Genomic DNA, 16,489 nt, shown 5'->3' on the forward strand with positions numbered 1-16,489 from the left:
TAGCGCCCCTCGCTAATTTTATTCCTCGACGGGGATGCCGGCAGCTTTCAAATGCCCATAGGTAACAATTCTACTAAACTGAGATGAAGCTTCATTTGCGGGAAGAGGTTGATCGTTTTTAATCCACCAAATGACAATCCCCATGAAAGCCGATACGAGATATTCGAGCAGCAATTCCTTGGATATCGCTAAAGGAGCATTTACCTTATCAGGATTCCACCCCTCGTTTAATTTATCTCTAATGATATTCTCCATTTTTGATCGAAACTGATAGATTCTCTTCTCTTCAATTAACATGGCGTAGTAAAAGGTAGTGTTGAGAGAAATATGTTCCAGTACAGTTTGCATGACTGTCGCAAGTATAGAAATACTGAACGGATTCATGTTGATGGGACAAAGGACGACCGCATCCTTTAATTCGCTCAATAATTCATTAATACATGTATCTAATAAATCGGGTTTGTTTTGGTAGTGAAGATAAAATGTATTTCGATTGATCATGGCCCGATCGGCAATATCCTGAATCGTTATCGCTTCATAACCTTTTTCCTGAATAAGCTCATAAAACGCCTTTCGAATCGATTGTTTCGTGCGAAGTATTCTTAGGTCGGTTTTCTTATTCATTATTTTCTGTCTCCTTCAATTTATTTAGAGCAGTTAAGCGACAAAATTTGTTGAGATGTCTGTTATCCTTCAAAACTAAAAATATTGAATATTGAGCTTGGTATTTACCCTCTATTATAATGAGCAGTAGATAAATAAACAACAGAACGTTCATTATTTATCTAATGACTATAAAATTTTAGGAGGATATACAAATGACAGTAAAAAACCAAAATGAGCTTGTCCATAAGGCAATCGCGGTTCTGGACAGTTTTGAGAGCGGTAATCCTGAAGCAATTACAGCTTACGTTCATCCAAAGCAATATATTCAGCACAACCAAGGCTTATCCGATGGTCGTGCGGCAATGCTTGGTGCACTTGGGCATTTAAAGGAAATTGGTACGAAGGTAAGTGTTAAGCGTGCTTTGGTCGACGGAGATTATGTGGCACTTCATTCCGTATATGAGTTTTTTGGCTCCAAAATAATCATTGATATTTTCCGTTTTGAGAATGGACTGATCGTTGAACATTGGGACAATATGCAAGAGATGGTGGAAAGGACACCCAGCAATCATACGATGATTGACGGACCGGTCTCGATAAAGGATATCGACAAGACGGATGCCAACAAAGAATTTGTTAAAAGTTATGTTGTGAACATCTTGCTTGGGAAGAACCCTGGCCTGCTTGCTGATTACTTTGATGGGGATAATTACATTCAGCATAGTCCACATATACCAGATGGTCTTTCCGGTCTCCATGTTGCATTGCAAGCGCTGAAGAAGAAAAACATTGAATTTGAATATACTCATCTCCATCAGGTGATTGGACAAGGTGATTTTGTTCTTACAGTGAGTGAAGGTCTCTTCGACAATCAACCTACTGCTTTCTACGACATTTTCCGCGTGGAGAATGGAATGATCGCCGAACATTGGGACGTCATCGAGGCCATACTGCCGGCAGAAAAACGAAAGAATTCGAACAGCAGATTTTAAGTTTAGTGCAGTTGAATCGCAAGAAAGACATCACTGAATTTAGTTATGGTGATGTCTTTGGCATGGTGGAAGTACTTGAGTGATAAATTTTGACTTCTTTATATCCATTGCGATGAAGTGAACTTGTGGGGCAGCTATACTTTAAGGTGAGCCTTTTACAGATGAACATTGCAAGGTTGATCATCAACAATATGTTCATTATAAAAAGACGAGGAGTAGCGGATCATGAGAATACTGAAACAAAAAATGACGTGGCTGGGAGTGGCAATCGTCCTGGTCGTGTTGATCGTATTCGGGTTGGCTATGATGGGTTCGGTGCTCGGATCGAAGCCAAAGGAGCTTCCGGTGGCTCTTGTTGTCCTTGACCAGCCGGCGGAGCTGGCGACTGGCGGAACGTTTGCGGTAGGGGAGATAATTCAGGAGACATTAGGTTCGAATCCGGCGCTACCGTTCGTATGGTATGTTGTGGATTCCGAGGAAAAAGCAATGGAAGGGATGGATAAACGCGATTTTTACGGAGCGGTAGTGCTTCCGGTTGATCTGAGCACCGGATTGCTCTCGTTAGCAACTTCTTCGCCGATTCACCCTAATGTGAAGCTCATCACCAACGAGGGGATGAGCACTCAAGCCTCGGCGGTCGTAACACAGTCATTGGGGCAAGCGCTGAAAATGATCAACGAAGAACTGTCGCATCAGCTGCTTGGGCAGATTGAGCAAAAAAATGAGCATATTCCGGTTGAGACGGCGAAGGCTTTTATCACACCAATGAACGTTCAGGAGGAAGTCATGCATTCACCGGGGGGGAACAATGCGTCAGGGAGTGCGCCGGCTTTGTTGACTCAGATCATGTGGATCGGCAGCCTGGTGACCGGAATAGTCTTGTTCCTGGCTGGCAGGAAAGCGGTCGACGCGGGTTCAAGAAGACGGACGGTCAGTGCACTGCAAGCGATCGTGGGACTTGTGATCGTAAGCTTTTCATCGGCCTTCACTATTTGGATGGCCACGTCGTGGTACGGTATGGAAATGGCGGATGCAGGGGCAACTTGGTTGTTCTTATGGCTGGTCGGAGCGGCGTTCTTCTTACTGCAATCTTCCTTGCTGAATTGGATCGGATTCCGGGCTATGCCGCTGCTCGTACTGCTGATGTTTTTCTCCATGCCGCTGCTGAACATGGCTCCGGAGTTCTTGCCACAGACGACGCGAGATTGGATCTATTCGTGGACGCCATTGCGGTTCGCAGCAGGAGGGCTGCGGGAAGTGATGTACTTCGGCGGGCTGGACGCGGCCTCTTCGAACACCTCTGTATTGTGGGGCGTCTCCGGGGGATTTATGGTGCTGCTGCTCGCTTCCGGATTTAAGGGTGGTCGATCGACGGAGGCCGCGCCTACTTCTGTTACAGTCGGTTAAAAATAAAGTATGAGCGATCAATGTTACGTTATACGCCCAGAAGGAAAATGGCTCCTCAAGTTTCGTTGCCCGGACTGTCACATTAGCAATGCATGAGAAACTGGGCCTGATTCTGGATGATAAAATGTAGACATAAGGAGGCTGCATATGGGACGTATAATCTTGATGATGAATGTGACACTGGACGGTTGCTGTGACCACACGCAGGTGATTGCGGATGAGGATCTCCACCAGTATACGGTGGACTTGATGGACAAGTCTGATGGTCTGCTTTTCGGACGTAAAATCTACCAGCTGATGGAAAGTGCTTGGCCAGCCATTGCCAGTAGCGGCGATGGACCTCAATACTTGGTCGACTTCGCACGTAATCTCGATCGGAAACCCAAGTACGTCTTTTCGCGGACGCTGGATCACGTGTCGTGGCATAACTCTTTCTTGTTGAAAGGGCCTGTTTCCGAGGAGGTGTCACAGCTTACGGCAGAAGGGAAGAACCTAGTGGTTAACGGCGGTCCCGGCCTCGGTTCCACCCTGGCACAACTAGGCTTGGTGGACGAGTATCACTTCCTGGTACAGCCAATCGTTGCCGGACGCGGCCCCCAATTATTGGGGGGAGTTCGGGATCGACTGAATCTGAAGCTGACCGAGACCAAACCCTTCGGCTCCGGCGTCGTGGTGCTCCGCTACACGCCCGTTCGTTAACTGCCTGGCTGATCACCGCGGCTTGGCACTGCCGGACGAATATATACAAGCACAAGATGTAGCCGGCAAACATTTGTCGGCTGCTTCGACGTGGAGCTTTTTCTTGCTGAACTAAGGAGCAAAGATACAAGTAGTGCAGAGGTATAAATTGAACATTTTGCAAGAGAAACGGTGGAATCATTCATGAATCTTGAAAGTCTTATGGCTATTACTATTTTGTTATTGAATCGAAAAAGAGTTCGTGTGCAAGATCTAGCGATGTGCTTGAAGAAGTGCCGGTTCCCACGATTACCAGGACTTAGACCGGCTAAATATAGCTGGGGTCCTATTGTTTCTTATACAGGGGCGGAGCTTTATAAGGGACCATGGGTGGTCTGTTGATAGGCTTGTTAAGCCATCAATATGTAAATACCGCCCTTCTCCGTAGAGGAAAGCGGCGGTATTTGTATTGTACAATAGCTGAGCAAACGCCATAATATGAATTACTCCTCAAAGAAATTTCTACATACATGCAAAATTCCCTCGGCGTAAGGATAAGGGGCAACGTTGTTGTGGCATGACTTTGCCTCTGCCGTTGCGTTCTGGAGAAGATATCCATGGGCAACCGTCCGAAGCATCTCAATGTCATTTCCACTGTCACCGAAGGCCAATGTTTTGGACAGGAGTACCTGACTATAATCCATCAGGAATTGCACAGCCGCTTTCTTTCCAGTTCCTGCGGGGATAAAATCGACATCATATGCGTGCTCCGGATCACCCGCCTTGGGATTGCAAATATTGATATTAATTCCGATCCCGTGATTTGCAGCAAGGTGCCTGATGATACTAATATCATATTGGGTTCTGCCTGCTGATACCGGATAATAATAGTAGTTCATTTTATATCCGGATTGACCAAATTGAGTCTGTTCGTGAAGGACAATGTTGAATGTTGATTTTAATTCGCTAATTAAATCTTCTACATCTCTTCGAGAGAATCCGGATGCCCTTATAATCTTTGCCCATGAAGGAACAGTGACCAGTTGTCCGTCCGGCTCGACTTCCCACATTTCTGTGCCCAGATTGCTCGCTATAAAATGGGGGAGCTGCGTCATACCGGCTATTTTCATTTTTGCTTGTATTTGCTGAACACTGCTTCCGGTGACCCAAGCTATCTTTACTTGATGATTTCTGGCAAGCTGCTGGAGGTATTGTTCCAGTTCGTACACCATGTTGAGTTGTTCAGGCAAACATTCATGCGGGTAATATGTTTCATCAAAATCAAACAATATCAGATATTCGGTTACAGCGGGGGTATAGATGACTTCCATGAGTGTGACTCCTCCTACAGTTTGTTAACAATATCATAGTTGCAGGGAACGTTCCCAGGTCAATACTTTAGATGAGGTGTTAATTTTGCCCACCATAATTGATATTTCTCGTGTAAGTGGTCTCTCCAAGTCGACGGTATCACGTGTGTTAAACGACCACCCTCACGTATCCGTTGAAAGCAGACAAAAAGTACAGAAAGCCATTACGGAGCTGGGATATATCCGCAATACGCAGGGGGTTCAGTTGCGTCTACAGGCAAGCAATCATATCGGTGTGCTTGTCCCGGATGTGGAGCAACCCTATTTCAGTCAGCTTGTTAGTGCATTAAGTCGATCTTTAGGCTCAATGGGGTATCAACTTGTCATCTATCAGACCGAATTATCCCCCGAGTATGAACGTGATGTGTATGCCCGATTGTTACGTCGAGAAATGGATGCCGTGGTTATTGCTCATTCTCATTTCTCGGAGAGAGAAATTAAAGAATATATAGGTTCTTACATTGGAATCATATGCAACGAAGCGATGGACGGAGAGTTTCTCGATGTCTTTCGATTGGATGAAGAAGATGCGGTCTTTCAAGCGACAGCCTATTTGCTGTCCAAGGGACGCCGTCATCTGTTTTTCTGTATGGATCACCTGACACTATTGCAAGAGAAAAGATGGAACGGGTTTCAACTGGCTCACCAACAATTCGGCCTTGCGTGTACGAAATCACAATGTTATACGGGTCTGGTGACTATGGAAGATGGTTATGCCCTGGGAGAACAATTATTTACTTCTGATCAATTGCCGGATGGAATGATAACAGGTAGTGACTTTGTAGCTACAGGTTTATTGAAAGCAGCCAAGCAAAAGGGGATATCCGTGCCTCAAGAATTGTCCGTCATCGGATTTGATAACCATCCTGTGGGATTGATGACTAATCCGGAACTGACCACATTAACCAATTGTATTCCCGATATGGTCAGGGATGTTACAGAATGTCTTACCCGGAGATTGAAGGGGATGCGGTCTGCTCCTATAGCGAAAACCTACAAGACTTCGCTGATTATACGTAATTCTACTTAAGAAAAGTGAAGTGAAAGACAAAGAAACAAGAAGGATACCGTAACCTCAATAAATCCTTCTGCTCTCCGCAGGGGGATTTTTTTCCATTTATATTGACCGACAGGTCAGCATCCTGTATGATTTTACTAACCAATTGGTCAGCAAATTCAAAAAGAGGTGATGAATCTGCCGATACAGCTCTACGAACGAGAGAAGATTTTGCAAGCCTGCTTATCCGTGTTTGCCCGCAACGGTTACAAGAACACATCAACGGAAATGTTAGCGGAAGCTGCTGGTATCTCCAAAGCTTTGATCTTTCATCATTTCACGAGTAAGAAGAAACTGTATCTTAGCTTAGTTGACCACTGCTTCGAGAAAGTCCGAACTGGCATCCATTACGATGAGTGGACGGAACACACCGATTTTTTTACAGCTATTTCTCAGTTAAGCCATGCGAAGCTCGACTATTTTCGAGAGCATTCGGATGAATGGAAGTTAGTATATGAGGCATTTTATGCCACACCCGATGGCTTGGAGGAGGAAGTCGAAGTTAAGTACGGTCAGGTCAGTGAAACCCGTCAAGCGATGCTCGTAAGGCTCTTCGATAAGGTGCCGCTTCGCGAAGGCATAAACCGCAAGCATGCATTCGAGCTCGTCATGGCCGTTACCAAACATTTCGAAACGAAGTTTCTGGAGGAGACGAACGGGATGAACCATATTGATGAAAGCTATACCCGCAGCCTTATGAAGGAACTGGACGCTTTTTGTGACATGATCCGATTCGGTATGGAAAACTAAAGTAAAGAGGTGATCAGCCGTGAAAGGCATAACAAGCAACGATTTTGTATCGCCGGATACAATGCGTGATTTTAATGCGTTTTACCAAAATCTGATCCAACATCAGGAAGGACTTTATCGGCTTGATGACTTTTTTGGCATGGGCGAAACTTGGGTAGCCTTTCGGTATGAGGATGTCTCAGCAATTTTAAAGGACCCCAGGTTCCTCTCGGATCGGCGAAAGTACGCTTCACAGCAAAAAGCCTCACCCCAGAACAGCTCCGTCAATGAATTGCTTGAATGGTTCAAGAATATGCCCAATATGCTCACGGTGGATCCTCCCGATCATACCCGGCTGCGGCGTTTGGTCTCCAAAGCATTTACGCCCCGTATGATTGAAGAGCTTCGTCCGCGAATCCAACAAATTGCCGACGAGCTGCTGGAGAAGGTAGCCACCCGGGGCAAGATGGAACTGATTTCGGATTTTGCTTATCCGCTGCCTATCATCGTGATATCGGAGATGCTGGGAATCCCCGGCCATCATCAGGCACGTTTTCGCGAGTGGACCCACAAGCTGGCCGAAGCCGCGCTGAACCCCGGCCAAGCCAATATGGTTCAGGAAGCCCTTCAGGAGTTTATCGACTACATTCAATCATTGATTTCCGAAAAGAGAAAACGCCCCGGAAGCGATGTTATCAGCGGTTTGCTTCAGGCTTATGACGAGGGCGATAAACTCAACGAGAACGAGCTGCTCTCCACCATATGGCTGCTCATTACGGCAGGACATGAAACGACCGTGAATCTGATCGGTAACGGAACCTTGGCGTTGCTTCAGCATCCAGAACAAATGCGGCTGCTTCGCGAGGATCCGGCTCTTTTGCCGGCAGCGGTGGAAGAGCTGCTGCGGTATGCGGGTCCGGTCATGATTACGAGCCGGATCGCGGACGAAGATATCGAGATCCACGGCACACGAATTCGAAAAGGCGAAATGGTTGTGGTATCACTGGCCGGAGCGGATATGGATGCAAGCCGATTTGACGCGCCGGAGCGGCTGGACATCACAAGACAAGAGACCGATCATTTGGCATTTGGTAGAGGAATCCATCTTTGCTTGGGGGCGCCCCTTGCCCGCATGGAGGGGCAAATCGCGTTCAGCTCTCTATTGCGGCGTTTTCCCAACCTGCGTCTTGACGTTAAACCGGAGGACTTGACATATCATTACAGCACGCTGCGATCTTTGGTGAGCCTTCCAGTCCGTTTCTAATGCTGTTTTATATTACTAACGGGCCTAGTGGAACGGTTAACCATTGTGAAAAATGTGATATAACCTTAAAGGAGTGTAAAAACACGGATCGGTTGGTAGTCCGGTCGCACAGGGTTAGCTCTAGTGTCAGTGACCTTCCCCCCTCGGGATGTCCATCACTCCAGTATAAACAGAGGGGGAGTAAGTGTGAAGCTTACCGTATTGTTTGATGAAAGTTGTAAGTACTGGATTGGTGTGATTGAGCAGGAAGAAAATGAAAGAAAATATCAACTTAGAGTTCAAAAAGCGAAGAAGAAGCACAGGGGCAAATAGTCAAAAACAAACTAGCGTCTCAGAGGAAGCACGTCTTATAGACTTGCTTCTTTTTTCTTAATTCTCTATAAGCCAGGCTAAAGAAATTTGATCGTTCATTAAGCTAACGGGAAGGATAGTTTTAAGAACATGTAAATTAATTTGGATTCAGGTTCTTGACTCTGACGTTAGGTCATAGTGCATAATTCTCACTATAAACGACTAGGAGTGAGAGATATGAACATAATAACATTGCGTTCAGACCACATTTATCAAAAAGTTGCCCAAGCTTCGCCCGAGGAAAAACTTGAATTATTCAGAAACGAAATGATGGCTCCCTTTATGAAACAATGGCAAATTCAACAAATCCCTTTTAGAGCTGAAGAAGCGAATGGTTTTGACGTTATTACGTTTAATAGTATGATGCATCGATCCCCTGATCAGATTACCCATCAGATTTCACCTGAGGTAGAGTTGATTTCGTCAGATTCTTTTTGGTTAGAGTGTGAGCACGCTGTAAGGAAAAGCCTCCGTCTATTTATAGAACATGAAATAAGTCTCCCCGTATCTGAATATTTATTTACCATTCAACTAGGGAATCCGGAAAACCGTGCCTTAACAATAAACGAAGGATATAGCGGCTTTGGTGGCATTCCCGGGTTTATCTGGGGTACACTCTTGCCAAATGAGTACACGATTCCTCGAATGAAGGCTGCGCTGGCGCACGAGTGCAACCATAATGTGCGATATCAATTTATTCAGTGGGATCACACCGTTAATTTGGGTGAGCTCATCGTAAGTGAAGGATTAGCTGAAAACTTCGCTGCGTCCATGTTTGGAGAAGAATGGCTCGGCCCTTGGGTAACGAAAACAAATGCTGAAACACTTAACAGGCACATTAAGCCCGTGCTCCGAGAGCAATTGCAATTAACGGGGTTTGATCAATTTGCCCCGTATCTTTACGGTGACGAGCTCGCAGAACTTCAGAATTTTAAACCGGTCAATATGCCGTACAGCGCCGGCTACGCTTGCGGATATTATTTAATCCAGTATTACTTAAGAAAAACAGGAAGAACGATCTTTGAGGCAACCATAACGCCTGCTGCTCAAATACTAGACGAAGTAAAAGGATTTTGGGATGAAGAAATCATTATTAGCGGTTAAAGATATTGTTCAGATAACAGGAATTACAGCTCGTACCTTGCATTATTACGATAAAATCGATTTATTTAAACCGACACATCTAACGGAAAAAGGGTATCGCCTATATGATCAAAGCAGTTTGGAAAAACTTCAAACGATTTTGTTCTTAAAGGAAATGGATTTTTCTTTGAAAGAAATTGCGGACATTTTAAAGCTGACCAGGCAAGAACAGAAACAAATATTAAAGAAGCAAAGTCAAAACTTATTATCGAAAAAACAAAGACTAGAAACCATCATGGTTGCTCTCGAAGAATACGTTTCGGGGAATGATATTAGTCATTTGCAAATCTTCAACAGTTCTTCCGTTTTGCCATTGAAAGAACAGTATGCCAATGAGGCAAGATTCATTTATGGCGAAACAGAGGCGTACAAAGTGTATAATGAAACGATGGAAAATTTATCAGTAGATGAAAAAGATGAACGTTTTCAATCGATGGAGGAAATATTCAAGCAAATTGCGTCTTGTGTTGATCAGCATCCTTCCTCCGATGAAGTTCAGCGATTAATCGAGGAGTGGAAAAAAAATCTAATGCAATTCATGCCATGTGATACAGAGTTACTGGCTTGCATTGCCGATACTTACAAATTCGATGCACGATTCAAAAGCTACTTTAATCAATACGGCAATGAGGATTTAGCAGATTTTCTTTACAGCGCGATTATGCAAAATATCAATCGGTAATCATATCAATGAATGGGAAATGCTCAACAATGAGCCCACTACTTGTTATAAAAACAAGAAGGCAGCTGATCAAGGTGATTGGCTGCCTTTGTTCAACTAACGGGCAGAATAACGCAACGAACAGAAGTTGCCTGCGTCCTAATAGTTGGTTGGAGAAATATGAAAGGAGTTGAATGAGAAAGATGACAGCATCATTTTCACACAAGCCCGAGGGATACGAATGTCCATTTTGTCGTGTGTGGGGTATCGAGCAACCTAATCAGGGAACAAAACAATGGGATATCATCTATCAGAATGAAAAGGTAACGGCATTTATATCGAGCAAATGGTGGCCAAACAACAAAGGTCATGTTCTTATTGTTCCCAATCAACATTTCGAGAACATCTTTGAACTCCCTGCGGATCACGCTGTTGAAATTCACCGCGCGGCTCAGCTTACAGCGTTTGCCATGAAAAGTACATATGGATGTGATGGGATTTCTACGCGGCAACATAATGAGCCTGCTGGTAATCAAGACGTGTGGCATTATCATCTCCACGTTTACCCTAGATATGTGAATGATCAACTTTATCTGACTAAGGGTTCTCAGTCGGATCCAGATGAACGCGCTTTCTATGCTAATAAGTTACGTTCTTGGATAAAGGAAAACATTTAAGGTCTAGTCATTTTTTCCTTTTTTCTACTTCTTTTTTTTGAAGAAATCGAACAAATCGAACTTAATCACATAATCAAAGAGAGAGGTAATTATAACAGCTCCAAGTGGAATCATTGCGTATGCCCAAGGCGGATTATTTGGAGCTTCACCAGGGGGGGCATCAATTAAAATCTCAAAAAGGACAATACAATAAATTACGGCCAATACAATACCTGTTACGTTCCTATTTTTTTTCAGCATAGCTATTTTTCACCTTCCTTAAGATAAACAAAACCTGAAAATAAATCCTCTCATGAAAATTCAAAATCCTGGTCTACTTTAACATATTATAATACAGATCATTCATTTGATTATTAGAAAATCTCCGATTATATTGTGGTTAAGCTTGTCTTCCAATATGAAACGGATACGTAAATATACCTTACCAAGACTATGACTAGGCTGAATTAGTAGTGACGTCCAGCCAGCCTTCTCATCAAGGTTGGCTGCTTGTCTTTTATTGGACGTATCCTTATTTTTCAGCAACGATGGCAAACATGGGCCTATGGCGATTGAGAATTTTTTCTCCAGCTCGATAAAAATCAGCATCGAAACCTTCATGGACTTGGATTTTGGTGAATCCGATATATCGCAGCATTTCAGCGTCCCATCCCGGCCTTCTTACGTAGGTCAATGGCAAGGTAAGCGCCAATTGATCCCCTTCTTCGATATCCTTCTCTTCGCGATAAGGCAAGTAACCTTGATCAATTGCCTCTTCTTTAGCTTTTCTGAACAGCTCCGCCTCTTGGGGATTACTCAAAAATAAATTCCAGTTGGCATCGAAGATCATCACTTGCCCGCCGTCATTCAGCATGCCATGCCAATTTTGATAAGCGGCAACAGGATTATATAGGAACCAGGTGACGTTTCTTGAAATGATGATATCATATCTTTCTTCCGTCTTATAATCGATAATATCGGTTTCTATTGTTTTGAAATTGCAGTTGTGCTTTTGCGCATTTTTATTAGCTCTAGCCACCATTTCAGCCGAGGAGTCAATGGCGGTAACCTCATGACCCATCCGACTTAGCAAAACCCCGAAGAAACCGGGGCCTGTTCCCACATCGAGGATTTTCAAATTTCGTTTTCCGGATAATAGATGATTCAAGATCGCTTTCCATTGTTCATAGGTATCGGTTGCAAATTCGGTATCTACAATTTCATCATAGACAGCAGCTCCTTTATCCCAATAGTCACGATATTGCTGCGCAAGTTTATGCTCGGTCATTATTCAGATCTCCTTTTTTTAAAAAAAAATGTTGCAAATCGTAATGATTACGATTAATAATATACAAAGATTACTCAGTATGCAAGCGGTCAAGATCGTAGCGGCTGTTTAATCACAAACAACCGAGAAGAGAATTAGGAGGAGCATGGATGTTGGGGAGATTTAGATTCGGAGTTGCAGGACTTGTTGCATTATCTTTGCTCGTGGGGTGTTCGAAAGAAACAGACCCGTTCCCTGGCAAAACAGAAGACAAGCAAATCGTTGTTGCCGTAACGCAGGACGCTGAGGGAGATAAGCTCGATGCTTCGACTTACAATGGATCAAGACATACGCATGCCGCTGTATATGACGCGCTTGTGGAATATGAAGGAGAAGGGAAGCTTGTTCCCAGTCTGGCTGAATTCTGGCAGGTCTCCGAAGACGGTAAGACGTACACTTTTCATTTAAGGAATCAGGTGCAATTCTCAGACGGCAGCCCATTGGATTCAACGGCGGTTAAGTTTTCCTTGGAGAGGGCGGTCAGCAGGAGAGAGAATGCCACGCTGGAAATATCCCGTTTGCTTGCAAACATTGAAACACCGGATGATAACACCGTCGTGCTTTCTTTTAAACATACCGCAACACAAGTGCTGTATGAGCTGAGCCAGGCAAGGCCGTTTCGGATTATGAGTCCAAACTCGGTAACTCCAGCGGGAGACGTGAGCGGAACCTTTCAGCAAGCGATCGGCACGGGACCTTGGAAAATAGGAAGTTATCGACAAGGGGTGGAGACCGTACTGGTAGCAAACGAACATTATTGGTTAGAGGAACCGTCAGGGTATTCACTCGTTTTTAAAGTGATTACAGATCCTCAAGCAAGGGTGATGGCGCTGCAATCCGGAGAGGTCGATCTTGCAGGCGGGGAACTTGGTAATGTTCCAGCAGAAAGTCTAAGTGTTTTCCTCAATAACGAAAAGTACGTGGTGGAGACCGGAGCGAGTACGATGTCCTACTTTTTAGTTATCAACCAAAACCATGCGTTTCTATCGGACAAGAACATTCGCCAGGCCGTCAATTACGGAAACGATACGAGCAAATATGCCGATGGCACCGGCGATGCCGTCAGAGGATTGTTTCAAGAGAAAGTTGCGTTTGTAACCGATGATAATCAGCCTTCCTATCCTTACAATCCCGAGATGGCCAAACAACTGATCGAAGCCTCGGGCTACGAATGGAACGAAAAGAAGCGTCTTTACGAGAAAGGCGGGCAAGTCCTGCAGCTGCGGTTGGTCATTCAAACGGAAGAATATCCGGAATGGAAAGAGATGGCGGAGGTTTTCCAAGACAACATGAAGCAGATCGGAATCCAAATCCGCATTGTGAATCAGGAAAGGGCGGCATACTACGATACGCTGTGGGGCAGCAAGGATTTTGACCTGCTGATGTACCGGACCTATACGGATGCTCAACTGCCGTATCGATTCTTATCCTCGTTATTCTACAGCTCGCCATCTACGCCGGGGGTTGCCTTTCAAGATCGCCCTTTGTCGGATTTGCTGGATCAAATTGCGGCTACGATTTCCGGTGAGAAACAGCAAGCCCTGTTCGACCAAGTGTTTCTTCGAATGCATGAGGAAGCTATGTCTGTACCCATGTACTATACCAAGCAAACCTTTGTTCATACGACCGAACTGATTGGCTTTGCATTCAATGCAATCGAGGACGATCCGTTGAAATGGCATCGCTTGAAGAAGGAAGCCCAGTAATGCTGCGTTCTATGATCTATCGTCTGCTGATGCTGATGATTACCTTTGTCCTGTTTTCGTTGTTCGTGTTTGCATTGATGCGACTGGCGCCGGGAGATCCGGCGTCCATGATGCTGTTAGAGATCGGAGCGGTACCGGAGCAGTCGCTGGTGGCTGATCTACAGGAACAATGGGGACTCGACCAATCGTTCCTTCAGCAATACATGGCCTGGGTGTTTCAGATTGTTCAAGGAGAACTGGGGCATTCCTTCATGTCGGGGGAACCGGTTTTACATGAAATTATAAGTCGTTTAGAGCCGACGTATAGACTCATTGCAGGCTCTTTTGTACTAACGATCATCATTTCCATACCGGTCGGGATATGGTTGGGGCTAAATGAGGGTTCGATTCCTGATCGAGTCGTATACTCGTTAACCATCTTGGGATTGTCCGTTCCTTTATATTGGCTCGCTATTCTTCTAATGTATGCGTTTGGCGTCATATGGCCCGTCCTTCCGGTTATTGGAAGTTCTACCTTGCTGCATTATGTACTTCCGGTGACGGCCATTTCGCTGGTACAAAGCGTTTATTTTATTCGAATGGTACGTTCCTATACCGTTCAGTACAGCAAATTCTCGTATATCGAGGCTGCAAGGGCCAGAGGTTTGCGTAACTCGATCTTATATCCATCCTATTTATTTCGCTCAATGCTCGTACCGATCCTGACGTTAATCACGACGAGTCTGCCAAGTTTTTTCGGGGCTTCGATCATAACGGAAACGATCTTTAGTTTTCCTGGGTTCAGTAAATATATGCTTGAGGCTATATATCGCCGTGATTTTCCAGTCATTCAAGGGAGTGCGCTTCTAGTGGCTGCGTTTATCTTTGTGTTTCATTTTGTGACCGATATGCTGTATTTCTTTGCCGATCCACGCATTCATCTGGACAAGCAGAGGTGGGAACTATGATGCAACTCATCCGGGCTAATAAACTTCCGACAGCAGCGCTGCTGTTTATCTCGATACTTATGATTACAGGACTCACCGCCTCGTGGGTTTCACCTTATGACCCGCTCCATACGAATCATGAGCAAAAGCTTGTTCCTCCAAGCCTTGCTCATCCCTTTGGAACGGATTATTTAGGAAGGGACTTGTTCAGTCGCGTGATCCACGGCATCAGTGAATCGGTGTTCCCTGTTTTCATCGTTCTCGGCATCGTCATGCTGATCGGGCTTTTGGTTGGTACGGCGAGCGCTTTTTTTGGAAAAAAACTTGATATGTTCATGATGAGCGTGACGGATACATTTACGGCATTGCCGAATATCCTGCTCACGATCGTGATTGTCGGTTTTCTTGGCTTCGGCATGGAACATGTCTATTTTGCCGTGATACTGTCCTGGTGGGCCAAGTACGTGAGATTAATACGGGGGTTGATCCATGACGTTAAGAAGGAACCGTATATCATTGCAAGCAGGGTAAGCGGATCCTTTGGAATGAGGACGATGATAAGGCATATGATACCGAATATCGCGCCTCAGATTGGAACCATGCTGATCCTTGATGTAAGTAAGGTGATATTGACTTTATCGGGCTTGTCCTTTCTAGGAATTGGCGCGCAACCTCCGTCACCTGAATGGGGGGTTATGCTGTTAGATGGAAAAAATTACTTGCAGGTTGCACCGTGGATGGGTTTCTTCCCGGGGTTCATGATTTTTCTGACAGCCTGCTCCTTCCAGATTATAGGCGAGCGGCTCAGGAGGGAGAAATAAATGGAGGTCATAGTCGAAGTAAACCATCTGAACATTCGAAATGCGGAGGGCCTATCTCTGGTGCGTAACATCAGCTTTTCTTTGGAATCGGGAAAGACGTACTGCTTAATCGGAGAGAGCGGGAGTGGTAAAACATTAACTAGCAAAGCCATGTTAGGGATGCTTTCCACTAATCTACAAATGTCGGGTGATGTCCTGCTGCGCGGCCAAAAACTGAATCGGTTATCCAAGAGGAACTGGCAGAGAATCAGGGGTAGACATGTAGGTGCCATTTTTCAGCATCCCGAACAAGCCTTGCACCCTTCTATTCCTATCGGAAGGCAATTGATCGATTTGATGCGGAGCCACTTGCCCGTATCAAGGCATGAAGCTGAGAAGCAAGCCGAGCAGATGCTATCTCAAGTGCTCTTGAAAGAACCGGCACATGTGATGAAACGTTGTGCTCATGAACTGAGCGGCGGAATGAATCAACGTGTCATGATCGCGATGGCGCTGTTGTTAAAACCCGAAGTCATCATTGCCGATGAACCCACGAGTGCGCTCGATGTTACAACGCAAGCAGAAATCATATCTCTTATGAATTCTCTAGTCCAAGAACTGGACATGAGTATGCTGTTTATTACGCATGACTTACTCCTTGCCGGTTATCTTGCGGATCGGATTGGTGTCATGCGTGCCGGTGAAATCATCGAGCAGGGAAGCCCGGATAAAGTCCTGGGGCAACCTGAGCATGAATATACCCAACGGTTATGCATGTATCAATCACAGAGGTTTCTTAGCAAAGGAGGCGTGTGA

The 16,489-nt window shown here is 45.0% G+C and carries 18 protein-coding genes; 14 read left to right on the forward strand and 4 right to left on the reverse strand.

The window, feature by feature from the left end; genetic code table 11:
* Positions 1-18: 18 nt before the first annotated feature.
* Positions 19-624, reverse strand: a complete 606-nt coding sequence (locus tag ABEW73_RS10670) for a TetR/AcrR family transcriptional regulator (protein WP_430167434.1) — start codon at positions 622-624, stop codon at positions 19-21.
* 194 nt (positions 625-818) lie between these two features.
* Here ABEW73_RS10670 and ABEW73_RS10675 point away from each other — a divergent pair, with 194 nt between their 5' ends.
* The 3 genes from ABEW73_RS10675 to ABEW73_RS10685 all read left to right on the forward strand — a co-directional run bounded on the left by ABEW73_RS10675 (position 819) and on the right by ABEW73_RS10685 (position 3,704).
* A complete protein-coding gene (locus ABEW73_RS10675; protein ID WP_430167437.1) occupies positions 819-1,598 on the forward strand; it encodes a nuclear transport factor 2 family protein in 780 nt (259 codons plus the stop codon).
* A gap of 225 nt (positions 1,599-1,823) precedes the next feature.
* Positions 1,824-3,005, forward strand: a complete 1,182-nt coding sequence (locus ABEW73_RS10680; protein WP_430167440.1) for a YhgE/Pip domain-containing protein — start codon at positions 1,824-1,826, stop codon at positions 3,003-3,005.
* 147 nt (positions 3,006-3,152) lie between these two features.
* Positions 3,153-3,704 (forward strand): dihydrofolate reductase family protein, encoded by a 552-nt coding sequence (locus ABEW73_RS10685; RefSeq protein ID WP_430167443.1) that lies wholly within the window; start codon positions 3,153-3,155, stop codon positions 3,702-3,704.
* A gap of 482 nt (positions 3,705-4,186) precedes the next feature.
* Here the strand turns inward: ABEW73_RS10685 and ABEW73_RS10690 are convergent, their stop codons facing one another.
* A complete protein-coding gene (locus tag ABEW73_RS10690; RefSeq protein ID WP_430167446.1) occupies positions 4,187-5,014 on the reverse strand; it encodes an HAD-IIB family hydrolase in 828 nt (275 codons plus the stop codon).
* A gap of 76 nt (positions 5,015-5,090) precedes the next feature.
* Here ABEW73_RS10690 and ABEW73_RS10695 point away from each other — a divergent pair, with 76 nt between their 5' ends.
* From ABEW73_RS10695 to ABEW73_RS10725, 7 genes are all read left to right on the forward strand, one after another.
* Positions 5,091-6,083, forward strand: a complete 993-nt coding sequence (locus ABEW73_RS10695; protein WP_430167449.1) for a LacI family DNA-binding transcriptional regulator — start codon at positions 5,091-5,093, stop codon at positions 6,081-6,083.
* 159 nt (positions 6,084-6,242) lie between these two features.
* Positions 6,243-6,860, forward strand: coding sequence for a TetR/AcrR family transcriptional regulator (locus tag ABEW73_RS10700; protein WP_430167451.1), 618 nt, complete (start codon positions 6,243-6,245; stop codon positions 6,858-6,860).
* A 19-nt stretch (positions 6,861-6,879) separates the two neighbouring features.
* Positions 6,880-8,103 (forward strand): cytochrome P450 family protein, encoded by a 1,224-nt coding sequence (locus ABEW73_RS10705; RefSeq protein WP_430167454.1) that lies wholly within the window; start codon positions 6,880-6,882, stop codon positions 8,101-8,103.
* A 186-nt stretch (positions 8,104-8,289) separates the two neighbouring features.
* Positions 8,290-8,415, forward strand: coding sequence for a hypothetical protein (locus tag ABEW73_RS10710; protein WP_430167457.1), 126 nt, complete (start codon positions 8,290-8,292; stop codon positions 8,413-8,415).
* Between the two features lie 216 nt (positions 8,416-8,631).
* Complete coding sequence (locus ABEW73_RS10715; protein ID WP_430167459.1) at positions 8,632-9,558, forward strand: DUF2268 domain-containing protein; 927 nt, start codon at positions 8,632-8,634, stop codon at positions 9,556-9,558.
* Positions 9,533-10,279 (forward strand): MerR family transcriptional regulator, encoded by a 747-nt coding sequence (locus ABEW73_RS10720; RefSeq protein ID WP_430167462.1) that lies wholly within the window; start codon positions 9,533-9,535, stop codon positions 10,277-10,279. The genes ABEW73_RS10715 and ABEW73_RS10720 overlap by 26 nt, the downstream gene beginning before the upstream one ends.
* A 182-nt stretch (positions 10,280-10,461) precedes the next feature.
* Positions 10,462-10,935 (forward strand): HIT family protein, encoded by a 474-nt coding sequence (locus tag ABEW73_RS10725; RefSeq protein ID WP_430167465.1) that lies wholly within the window; start codon positions 10,462-10,464, stop codon positions 10,933-10,935.
* Between the two features lie 24 nt (positions 10,936-10,959).
* Here ABEW73_RS10725 and ABEW73_RS10730 read toward each other — a convergent pair whose 3' ends face one another.
* Together ABEW73_RS10730 and ABEW73_RS10735 are read right to left on the reverse strand one after the other, a co-directional pair.
* Complete coding sequence (locus ABEW73_RS10730) at positions 10,960-11,175, reverse strand: hypothetical protein (RefSeq protein WP_430167468.1); 216 nt, start codon at positions 11,173-11,175, stop codon at positions 10,960-10,962.
* Between the two features lie 271 nt (positions 11,176-11,446).
* Complete coding sequence (locus ABEW73_RS10735; RefSeq protein WP_430167471.1) at positions 11,447-12,202, reverse strand: class I SAM-dependent methyltransferase; 756 nt, start codon at positions 12,200-12,202, stop codon at positions 11,447-11,449.
* A 149-nt stretch (positions 12,203-12,351) separates the two neighbouring features.
* Here ABEW73_RS10735 and ABEW73_RS10740 point away from each other — a divergent pair, with 149 nt between their 5' ends.
* The 4 genes from ABEW73_RS10740 to ABEW73_RS10755 are packed head-to-tail and all read left to right on the forward strand — an operon-like array spanning position 12,352 to position 16,489.
* Positions 12,352-13,947, forward strand: a complete 1,596-nt coding sequence (locus ABEW73_RS10740; protein ID WP_430167473.1) for an ABC transporter substrate-binding protein — start codon at positions 12,352-12,354, stop codon at positions 13,945-13,947.
* Positions 13,947-14,894 (forward strand): ABC transporter permease, encoded by a 948-nt coding sequence (locus ABEW73_RS10745; RefSeq protein ID WP_430167476.1) that lies wholly within the window; start codon positions 13,947-13,949, stop codon positions 14,892-14,894. Before ABEW73_RS10740 ends, ABEW73_RS10745 begins: the two co-directional genes overlap by 1 nt.
* Positions 14,891-15,694 carry an ABC transporter permease gene (locus ABEW73_RS10750; protein ID WP_430167479.1) on the forward strand — a complete coding sequence of 268 codons (804 nt, stop codon included), beginning with the start codon at positions 14,891-14,893 and terminating at the stop codon, positions 15,692-15,694. Before ABEW73_RS10745 ends, ABEW73_RS10750 begins: the two co-directional genes overlap by 4 nt.
* Positions 15,695-16,489, forward strand: coding sequence for an ABC transporter ATP-binding protein (locus ABEW73_RS10755; RefSeq protein WP_430167481.1), 795 nt, complete (start codon positions 15,695-15,697; stop codon positions 16,487-16,489).

The sequence above is a fragment of the Paenibacillus lautus genome (assembly GCF_050482385.1).
In the GTDB taxonomy this organism is placed as follows: Bacteria; Bacillota; Bacilli; order Paenibacillales; family Paenibacillaceae; genus Paenibacillus_AQ; species Paenibacillus_AQ lautus_B.

Excerpts from the sequence above, each read along its gene's own strand:
- ABEW73_RS10690 (WP_430167446.1), bottom strand. The coding sequence starts at position 5,014 with ATGGAAGTCATCTATACCCCCGCTGTAACCGAATATCTGATATTGTTT.
- ABEW73_RS10745 (WP_430167476.1), top strand. The coding sequence starts at position 13,947 with ATGCTGCGTTCTATGATCTATCGTCTGCTGATGCTGATGATTACCTTT.
- ABEW73_RS10700 (WP_430167451.1), top strand. The coding sequence starts at position 6,243 with ATGAATCTGCCGATACAGCTCTACGAACGAGAGAAGATTTTGCAAGCC.
- ABEW73_RS10675 (WP_430167437.1), top strand. The coding sequence starts at position 819 with ATGACAGTAAAAAACCAAAATGAGCTTGTCCATAAGGCAATCGCGGTT.
- ABEW73_RS10715 (WP_430167459.1), top strand. The coding sequence starts at position 8,632 with ATGAACATAATAACATTGCGTTCAGACCACATTTATCAAAAAGTTGCC.
- ABEW73_RS10685 (WP_430167443.1), top strand. The coding sequence starts at position 3,153 with ATGGGACGTATAATCTTGATGATGAATGTGACACTGGACGGTTGCTGT.
- ABEW73_RS10680 (WP_430167440.1), top strand. The coding sequence starts at position 1,824 with ATGAGAATACTGAAACAAAAAATGACGTGGCTGGGAGTGGCAATCGTC.
- ABEW73_RS10750 (WP_430167479.1), top strand. The coding sequence starts at position 14,891 with ATGATGCAACTCATCCGGGCTAATAAACTTCCGACAGCAGCGCTGCTG.
- ABEW73_RS10720 (WP_430167462.1), top strand. The coding sequence starts at position 9,533 with ATGAAGAAATCATTATTAGCGGTTAAAGATATTGTTCAGATAACAGGA.
- ABEW73_RS10725 (WP_430167465.1), top strand. The coding sequence starts at position 10,462 with ATGACAGCATCATTTTCACACAAGCCCGAGGGATACGAATGTCCATTT.
- ABEW73_RS10740 (WP_430167473.1), top strand. The coding sequence starts at position 12,352 with ATGTTGGGGAGATTTAGATTCGGAGTTGCAGGACTTGTTGCATTATCT.
- ABEW73_RS10730 (WP_430167468.1), bottom strand. The coding sequence starts at position 11,175 with ATGCTGAAAAAAAATAGGAACGTAACAGGTATTGTATTGGCCGTAATT.
- ABEW73_RS10735 (WP_430167471.1), bottom strand. The coding sequence starts at position 12,202 with ATGACCGAGCATAAACTTGCGCAGCAATATCGTGACTATTGGGATAAA.
- ABEW73_RS10670 (WP_430167434.1), bottom strand. The coding sequence starts at position 624 with ATGAATAAGAAAACCGACCTAAGAATACTTCGCACGAAACAATCGATT.
- ABEW73_RS10755 (WP_430167481.1), top strand. The coding sequence starts at position 15,695 with ATGGAGGTCATAGTCGAAGTAAACCATCTGAACATTCGAAATGCGGAG.